Annotated in this window: 5 protein-coding genes; 2 read left to right on the top strand and 3 right to left on the bottom strand. The window is 43.0% G+C overall.

Going from position 1 to position 7,047, the window contains the following annotated elements; all coding sequences use genetic code 11:
• Positions 1-90 precede the first annotated feature (90 nt).
• From uppS to lysA, 3 genes are all read right to left on the bottom strand, one after another.
• Entirely contained in the window at positions 91-837 is a 747-nt protein-coding gene (uppS, locus tag AC2JBO_RS02080; protein WP_496951955.1) for an undecaprenyl pyrophosphate synthase, read from the bottom strand.
• A complete protein-coding gene (cdaA, locus tag AC2JBO_RS02075; protein WP_496951954.1) occupies positions 834-1,757 on the bottom strand; it encodes a diadenylate cyclase CdaA in 924 nt (307 codons plus the stop codon). The genes uppS and cdaA overlap by 4 nt, the downstream gene beginning before the upstream one ends.
• 153 nt (positions 1,758-1,910) lie before the next feature.
• Positions 1,911-3,311: a diaminopimelate decarboxylase gene (gene lysA, locus AC2JBO_RS02070; protein ID WP_496951953.1), complete on the bottom strand. Its 1,401-nt coding sequence runs from the start codon at positions 3,309-3,311 to the stop codon at positions 1,911-1,913.
• A 161-nt stretch (positions 3,312-3,472) separates the two neighbouring features.
• Here lysA and rimI point away from each other — a divergent pair, with 161 nt between their 5' ends.
• Both rimI and AC2JBO_RS02060 read left to right on the top strand, forming a co-directional pair.
• The gene (rimI, locus tag AC2JBO_RS02065) at positions 3,473-4,027 is read left to right on the top strand and encodes a ribosomal protein S18-alanine N-acetyltransferase (protein WP_496951952.1); all 555 of its coding nucleotides are present in this window, start codon (positions 3,473-3,475) and stop codon (positions 4,025-4,027) included.
• Between the two features lie 421 nt (positions 4,028-4,448).
• Positions 4,449-6,929 (top strand): ATP-dependent Clp protease ATP-binding subunit, encoded by a 2,481-nt coding sequence (locus tag AC2JBO_RS02060; protein WP_496951951.1) that lies wholly within the window; start codon positions 4,449-4,451, stop codon positions 6,927-6,929.
• The last annotated feature ends 118 nt before the right edge of the window (positions 6,930-7,047 follow it).

The following is a 7,047-nucleotide window of genomic DNA, read 5'->3' as shown; positions in this document are numbered from 1 at the left end:
ATTACTCATTACTCAGCACTCAGCACTCATTACTCATTACTCAGCACTCAGCACTCATTACTCATTACTCAGCACTCAGCACTCATTACTCTATGCTTTTCCAAACCGTCGTTCGCGCTGTTGAAAGCTTAATAAAGCACGATGAAACTCGTTGGTGTCAAAGTCAGGCCAAAATGCGTCTGTAATATATATCTCGGTATAAGCAATTTGCCATAACAGAAAATTGCTAATCCGCATCTCCCCACTGGTGCGAATTAGTAAGTCAGGGTCGCTAATGCCAGCAGTATAAAGATGACTCTCAAAAGTTTCCTCGTCAATTTCCGAAGGTTTGAGCAAACCTTGTTCGACTTTTTGAGCAATAGCACGACAAGCTGATAAAATCTCTTGCCTACCACCGTAATTAGTCGCGATAGTAAATTTGATGCCGCGATTATTTCGCGTTTGCTCCATTGCCGAGCTAATTTGCTCTTGTAGTGCAGTAGGAAGTGCATTTAAGTTTCCAGCAAACTTAATCCTCACACTCTCCTTCATCATCTCGCGTAACTCACTACGCAAAACTACTTGAAATAAAGTCATTAAAAAATCAACTTCTTCCTGGGGTCGTTTCCAGTTTTCAGTTGAAAAAGCATATGCAGTTAACGCTTCTATTCCCCAATCATTACAGGTACGTAGTAATTGCTTAAGGGACTCAACACCGCGTTTGTGACCCATGATACGAGGCAGTCCTCGATGCCTAGCCCAACGACCATTGCCATCACAAATCACCGCAACGTGTTTTGGTAGTAATTCGCGTTTTAAATCAGAGGGTAATTGCAGTTCTGTTTGTTGTGCTGTCATTTCTTATCCCGAGGAGCGGTCGATGGTAATCCGAGTAATCGTGAAACTACATTGAGTGTCTTGCTACGAATTTTTCGCCCCAAACTTAGTAAACCAGGAGCAACCGCTTCCCGGTCAATAGTAGGTGACAGTTTCTCTTCTAGCAAGTCTTTTAACTTCGCGATTGTTAGTGGTCTATTTAGGGTTCCCCTTTCCGCTAGAGAAATTGAACCCGTCTCTTCTGATACAACTACACAAATGCAATTTTCGACCCGCTCAGTAATACCCATCGCCGCCCGATGGCGTGTGCCCAACTGGCGTGAGGCTGTGCGTCCCGAAAGCGGTAAGATTATACCCGATGCGAGAATCCGAGAGCCACGTACTAATGTAGCACCATCGTGTAAAAGTGTCTTGGGCTGAAAGATGGTTTGAATTAGTTCTTTTGATACTTCCGCGTTTAACTTAACTCCGGGTACTGAAAAATCTCGCTCGTCAATCGGGCCAGTTGTTTCTATAATCAATAATGCCCCAATTCTGTTTTTCGACAGTTCCTTAATAGCTTCGACAATTTCATCTATAGTGCTATCTGATTTAGGAAGCGAGAGATTTGAGGGTTGAAATAGCTTTTTTAACTCTCCCCGTCCCAATAATTCTAAAAATCTCCGAAACTCTGATTGTAGTGCAACTGCCATTGCAACCGCACAACCAATTACTAATTTTTCCAATACAAAATTTAGCAGTTCCAGCTTCCACTGATGCGACAAAGCTGAAGCTAACATTAAAATCACAAAACCTAGAACCATCCGTAGCGTCCGCCGCTCGTTAATTAGAACTAGCATCATGTAAGTCAGTGCCAGTACTAACATAATATCCAGAGTCTTCAGCAGCAAGGACTGCGACCATCCCAAGGCTATCAGCCATTGCTTCCACCAATCTCTCATGACATCTGGAATGTACTTTAATTAAGTTAAAAGTGCTGAGTGCTGAGTGCTGAGTGCTGAGTATTGAGGACAAAATCCCAACTCATAACTCTTAACTCCTAACTCATCACTCATAACTCTTAACTCCTAACTCTACTCAGCACTCAGCACTTTCTACTCAGCACTTTTTTGAAGTCTTTCCGGTAAACAATCTTGTCGAATTAAATCTTGGTATGTTTCCCGTTGCAAAATAATATTTGCTTCACCGTTGGATACTAAAACCGCTGCTGGACGGGACAGGCGATTGTAGTTCGATGCCATACTGTAATTGTAAGCACCAGTTGCCATCACAACTAGGATATCTCCAGGTTGAGTTTGAGGTAACTCGGCATTTTTAATTACAATATCCCCTGACTCACAGTGTTTTCCTGCAACTGTTACAGTTTCGCTACACGGTGCCGACATTTTGTTCGCTACGACCGCGCGGTAAACTGACTGATAAGTAATTGGACGAGGATTATCTGACATACCACCGTCAACTGCTATATAGTTACGGATACCTGGAATTTGTTTTGATGAACCAATAGTATACGCTGTCACGCAAGATGTGGCAATTAAAGAGCGCCCTGGTTCAGATAATAATTTAGGTAAAGGTAAGTTAAGTTTTTCACACGCTGTTTGAATGACGTTGCAAATTGGCTCTACCCATTCCTCAATGCTTGGTGGATCATCAGACTCAGTATATTTAATTCCTAAACCACCACCAACATTCAACTCTGTAATTGACAACCCATAAGAAGCTGCTTGCTCCAACCATTGCACCATCACTGCCGCTAAGTCACGGTGCGGTTGCCGTTCAAAAATTTGCGACCCAATGTGAGCGTGAACTCCAACACAATTTAGCACGCCCTGTTTACTCACATACTCAAACACTTGTGCAAGTTGGTTAGGGTCAAATCCAAATTTACTATCAAGATGTCCAGTTCTTATGTACTCATGGGTGTGACACTCAATACCTGGTGTCAGTCGCAGCATGATGCGTACTGTTTGGTTAGAAGCTATTTCCACAAGGGTTTGTAGCTCATACCAGTTATCAACAACTATCGTGATACCTGACTCAATTGCAAAAATTAGCTCTTGCTGTGATTTGTTATTACCATGAAGGTAAATTTTACTGGGACTAATTCCTGCTGTTAACGCTGTGTATAATTCGCCACCTGATACAACGTCAATCCCTAACCCTTCAGTTTTGACTATCGCACAAACGGCAAGACAACTCCAGGCTTTAGAAGCGTATAATACTTGAGATTCGCCTTTATAGTAACGTTGGAAACTGTCGCGATACTGGCGACAAGCTGTACGTAAAGTCTTTTCATCCAAAATGTATAAAGGAGAACCAAATTTGTTAATTAAGTTATTAACGTCACAACCTCCTATTTCGAGATGGTCATGATTGTTGACTTTGGCTGTAATTGGTAGTAGAGATTGATTTGGAGAAATATCGATGTTATTTTTTGTAAGTTGTAAGTACTTACGACCAGAATCTTGGACTTTTGCCGATTGAGTCGATACCATAAGTGTGAAAATTGTCCTTGTTTAATTTAGGGGCATGATTGGAAGGGTTAGTCCGACTTTGTAATGTGAGCTAACTGTCTAAACCAAATATTAAATTATTGTAAATGAGTAAATATTCCCATCCTTTAGTTTACAGATGGAATGTGCCATAACTAATAAACGTGAACACACTAAATTTAGAAATCCAATCATTAACACCTAAGCATTTGAGTGCTTTGCTCGAACTCGACCAAGCTTGTTTTGGTGGTCTTTGGACGCTTGATGCGTACCAGCGAGAGTTAGACAGTGCGAATACAGTTTTGCTTGGCTTAACTTCTCCCTTTACAACCGAGAAATTACTGGGAATGGGTTGTTTTTGGTCGATTTTAGAAGAAGCGCACATTACAATTTTGGCGGTTCATCCTAAATACCAGAGCCAAGGACTCGGACAGGCTTTACTGTTTTCGCTGCTGAAGACAGCTTATAAGCAGGGTTTAGAACGAGCTACCCTTGAAGTGCGACCCTCAAATGCAGGTGCTATTACTTTATATCAAAAATTTGGTTTCAAAACAGCAGGGCGACGGCGCCGTTATTACAAAGATAATGACGAAGATGCGCTGATTCTCTGGCTTGGTGACATCCAGGCGCCGCAATTTCCACGTCTGCTTGATACTTGGCTTGATACTATAAGGGGGCGCCTAAATCAATCCGGGTATACCTTGACAAATAATGAATAATCTAGTATGCAAACTACTTTTTTTCAAAAAAATTATCAACCTTAACCATTATTTAATAAAACTTTATTTTTGGTAAATGAAAATAAATTTCTTAAAAATGTGATGATAAATTCATCGAAACTGTAGCTGAAAGTTCAAATTCGACTTGACGCTCAAGAAATAAAATGTTAAATATTTTCTCTTGGGGATGTATTGACGTATCTCAGCAAAAAGTTATCGTTTGTCCGAAATCAGCCCTACAAAAGCATCTGAATCTCAATTAACGAACACACACACGTACATAAAAAGTAAAAAATTAAATTATTAAACTTGTGAAACCGTCACATACGTTTCGGATGTCTACACCTCTACACGGACACCCGAATATTTAGGCTATGCTAAAATCAGCGTACCGGCACGACGCAGGTGATGGGAAAAATATATGTTTGAACGCTTCACAGAAAAAGCCATTAAGGTGATTATGCTTGCCCAAGAAGAGGCTCGCCGTCTTGGGCATAATTTCGTCGGTACTGAGCAGATCCTCTTGGGTCTAATTGGCGAAGGTACCGGAGTCGCAGCTAAAGTACTGAAATCGATGGGCGTCAACCTCAAAGACGCTCGGATTGAAGTCGAAAAAATCATAGGTCGAGGTTCAGGCTTTGTCGCTGTGGAAATTCCGTTTACGCCACGCGCCAAACGAGTTTTGGAACTCTCCTTAGAAGAGGCTCGCCAGTTGGGGCATAACTATATTGGCACCGAGCATCTGCTGTTGGGCTTAATCCGCGAAGGTGAAGGTGTAGCAGCAAGAGTTCTAGAAAACCTCGGTGTTGATTTATCAAAAGTTCGGACTCAAGTGATTCGGATGTTGGGCGAAACCGCTGAGGTAACACAAGGTGGACCATCCAGCCGCACCAAAACCCCAACATTGGATGAATTTGGCTCGAATTTGACCCAAATGGCAACCGACGGTAAGCTTGACCCTGTAGTAGGACGTGCCAAGGAAATCGAGCGAGTAATCCAAATTCTTGGTCGTCGGACTAAGAATAACCCTGTGCTAATTGGTGAACCAGGGGTAGGTAAAACCGCTATCGCCGAAGGTTTAGCAACACGAATTGCAACTAAAGATGTACCTGACATTTTAGAAGATAAACGTGTAGTAACTCTTGATATTGGTTTACTCGTAGCAGGAACCAAATATCGAGGTGAATTTGAAGAACGCTTGAAGAAAATCATGGATGAGATTCGACAAGCGGGAAATGTAATTTTAGTAATCGACGAAGTTCACACCTTAATTGGTGCTGGTGCAGCTGAAGGCGCCATTGACGCAGCAAATATCCTCAAGCCAGCTTTGGCGCGCGGAGAATTGCAGTGTATTGGTGCTACAACACTTGATGAGTACCGTAAGCACATTGAGCGCGATGCAGCCCTAGAACGACGCTTCCAGCCAGTAATGGTGGGCGAACCGTCGGTAGATGAAACCATTGAAATTTTATATGGTCTACGTGACCGCTACGAGCAACACCACAAGCTGAAAATTTCTGATGAAGCTTTGGTAGCAGCAGCGAAGTTATCAGACCGCTATATATCTGACCGTTATTTACCCGATAAAGCTATCGACTTAGTTGATGAAGCTGGTTCACGGGTACGTTTAATTAATTCTCAGCTTCCCCCCGCAGCTAAAGAGCTTGATAAAGAATTGCGTCAAATTCTTAAAGAGAAAGACGATGCAGTACGTGGTCAAGACTTTGACCGTGCAGGGGAGTTGCGCGACCGAGAAATGGAAATCAAAGCCGAAATTCGTGCCATTGCTCAAAGCAAAGCTAGTGGTACAAAGACTGAAGGTGGCGATGAACCCGTTGTTACCGAAGAAGACATTGCCCATATTGTGGCATCTTGGACTGGTGTACCCGTTAACAAGCTTACCGAGTCGGAGTCTGAGAAGTTGTTGCACATGGAAGACACCTTGCACCAGCGTCTTATCGGTCAAGAAGATGCAGTTAAAGCAGTATCGCGAGCAATTCGACGTGCGCGCGTTGGTTTAAAGAATCCTAACCGTCCAATTGCTAGCTTTGTCTTCTCTGGTCCTACTGGTGTTGGTAAAACCGAGTTAGCTAAGTCATTGGCTTCATACTTCTTCGGTTCTGAAGAAGCAATGATTCGTCTTGACATGTCCGAGTACATGGAACGTCACACCGTTTCTAAGCTCATCGGTTCGCCTCCAGGTTATGTAGGATACAACGAGGGTGGACAATTAACCGAAGCAGTACGCCGTAGACCCTACACCGTGGTACTTTTCGACGAAATCGAAAAAGCACACCCCGATGTATTCAATATGCTGCTGCAAATCCTTGAAGACGGGCGCCTTACCGATGCGAAAGGACGTACCGTAGACTTCAAGAACACCTTATTAATCTTGACCTCGAACATTGGTTCTAAGGTCATCGAGAAAGGTGGTGGTGGTATTGGTTTCGAGTTTGCCGAAGATGCAAGCGAGTCACAGTACAACCGCATTAAGTTCTTAGTGAACGAAGAACTGAAGAATTACTTCCGTCCAGAGTTCCTCAACCGACTCGACGAAATCATTGTATTCCGTCAGCTGAACAAGCAGGAAGTTACCGAAATCGCCGAAATTATGCTCAAAGAAGTCTTCGGGCGCCTTACAGAAAAAGGTATTTCGATGGAAGTTACCGACCGCTTCAAAGACCGTCTTATCCAAGAAGGTTACAACCCCAGTTACGGTGCAAGACCTTTACGTCGCGCGATTATGCGCTTGTTAGAGGATAGTCTAGCTGAGGAAATTCTCTCCGGTCGCATTAAAGATGGTGATATTGCCGTCATTGATGTCGATGAAAACAACAACGTCGTCGTTCGTCCTGGTGAACGTCGCGAACTGCTGACTCCCGGAGCAGGTGTAGAAGCATAGTCACTCATAAAAATAAATGTAAGACACGTAGCATAGGCGTCCCGCCTGTGCTACTTTTTTGTAGGCCAAAAAAATAATGTTATTGTAACGAACCGCAAAGTACGCAAAGAGAAGAAGA

The organism is Calothrix sp. CBUCES-K 9914, from assembly GCF_059640475.1.
Note: the sequence above shows the minus strand (reverse complement) of the source record. Positions and strands in the feature narration are given on the sequence as shown.

What these genes read in the sequence shown, in the direction of transcription:
- lysA (WP_496951953.1), bottom strand. Translation starts at nt 3,311, where the DNA reads ATGGTATCGACTCAATCGGCAAAAGTCCAAGATTCTGGTCGTAAGTAC.
- cdaA (WP_496951954.1), bottom strand. Translation starts at nt 1,757, where the DNA reads ATGAGAGATTGGTGGAAGCAATGGCTGATAGCCTTGGGATGGTCGCAG.
- AC2JBO_RS02060 (WP_496951951.1), top strand. Translation starts at nt 4,449, where the DNA reads ATGTTTGAACGCTTCACAGAAAAAGCCATTAAGGTGATTATGCTTGCC.
- uppS (WP_496951955.1), bottom strand. Translation starts at nt 837, where the DNA reads ATGACAGCACAACAAACAGAACTGCAATTACCCTCTGATTTAAAACGC.